The sequence below is a fragment of the Atribacter sp. genome (assembly GCF_035418125.1).
GTDB lineage: Bacteria > Atribacterota > Atribacteria > Atribacterales > Atribacteraceae > Atribacter > Atribacter allofermentans.
Window position 1 is genome coordinate 1 of sequence record NZ_DAOLQM010000349.1, and the last position, 1,670, is coordinate 1,670.

At 40.5% G+C, this 1,670-nt stretch carries 1 protein-coding gene; it reads right to left on the reverse strand.

Annotated elements, in window-relative coordinates; all coding sequences use genetic code 11:
* On the reverse strand, positions 1-1,630 hold a 1,630-nt coding region (locus tag PLK24_RS11295; protein WP_324479208.1), incomplete at its 3' end, for an ABC transporter ATP-binding protein.
* Positions 1,631-1,670: the final 40 nt, after the last annotated feature.

A 1,670-nucleotide genomic window follows, 5' to 3' on the forward strand; every position in this document is an offset into this window, starting at 1 on the left:
CCTTTGCGACTTGATCGATCGCTTTTTGCACCGCTACTTCAGAAATGGTATCAAGAGCGCTTGTCGCCTCGTCCAGGATTAGGAATTCAGGCCTGCGAATCATAGCTCTCGCGATAACGATCCTCTGCTTTTCCCCGCCAGAGAGGGAAATGCCTTGATCACCTACGAGGGTATCGTACCCCTTGGGTAATTCCATGATGAAATCATGTGCATGGGCAAGTTTTGCTGCATTTACAATCTCGGCTTCCGGGTAATCACCACCAAAGAGTATGTTTTCCCTTATCGTCCCGTTGAAAATAAATGGATCCTGGCTCACGTATCCCACGATATTTCGGTATGAATGGATGTCATAATCCCTTAAATCACGCCTGTTCACAATAATCCTACCTTCTGTCGGGTCATACAGGCGGAGGAGAAGGTTCGCGATGGTGGATTTCCCCGAACCGGAGGGTCCCACGAGGGCTGTCATCGATCCCTTTGGAATTATCATTGATACATGGAAGAGGACCTTGGTATAGTCATAGGAGAAACTGATATTCTCGAGGATGATATCCGATGTGATCCCCGTACAGACCTGCGTTCCGTTCTTGAGCAAGTTGTATTTTCTCTCGTTGAGTACAGAATGAACAAGAACTAAATGGGGAAAATAATTATTCAGTTCCATTTTATAATTTCCCATTGCCGTTGCCTTAGGAAGGATTCTCAGTAATCCCACGGCGAAAGTTCCAAAAATGGGGATAATGGAAATGAAATCGTCTGCATAATAGATATAGAGCACAAGAACAATTGCTCCTATTATGATCAAAAACAGAGAGTTGATTACGAGAATTGGAATCCTCTGGATAAACATGAAGTCTGCAAATTTATCCCAATAAATCTGCAATGCCTGGATGTATTGGCTGCCCCAGTAATGGGAGACGTTCAACGATTTGATTGACTTAATTCCTGTAATATACTCATTGATTACCTTGTTTTCAGATTGCCCTGACAAAATTTGAAGTCTTCCGAGCCTTTCGGAGATGCTATTGCTGATGGCATTGGTGACAATATAGAATATTCCGCCTCCGATGAGAACAAGGATAAGACCTCCCGGTGAAACAAGAAAGAGCATACATATGATGGAGATGATGATTATAAAATCTGACGCTGCAGACAACAAGATGTGGTATATCAGCTGGATATAATAGGGGCTCTGGTTAAAGAGGTTGAGTAGGTCCCCCTGTTTTGAATTGACAAAAAATTTGTAATCGTTTCCGTCTATCTTTAAAAAAAGGGATTTTTTCGTTTGAACAATAAGTTCTTTTTGAAGGATGAATGCAACCTTCCAGTAAATAATTTGAAAAATGAGCGAGGTTATCGTTAAGATGATAAAAAAGATACCAAGGTGCACAAAGAATGAGCCTATCGGGACAAGATCACTGAAATATTGGAGGATCCCGTAAAATGGAATTGATTCTGTATTAATTTGGAAACCAACCGATATCATCGGGTATAATAGTGCAATACTGCCTGCATCAAGAAAACCAATAAAGATGGCGAGGAAGAGAAGTAGAAAAAAATAATGTTCATACCCGCGGGTAAAAAAGTGAAGGTAACTTATTTTTTTGTAAAATTTTTCCATTATTTTCATGTACACAACGTTTAGGAAAATATATTTTGGTAGGTAATTC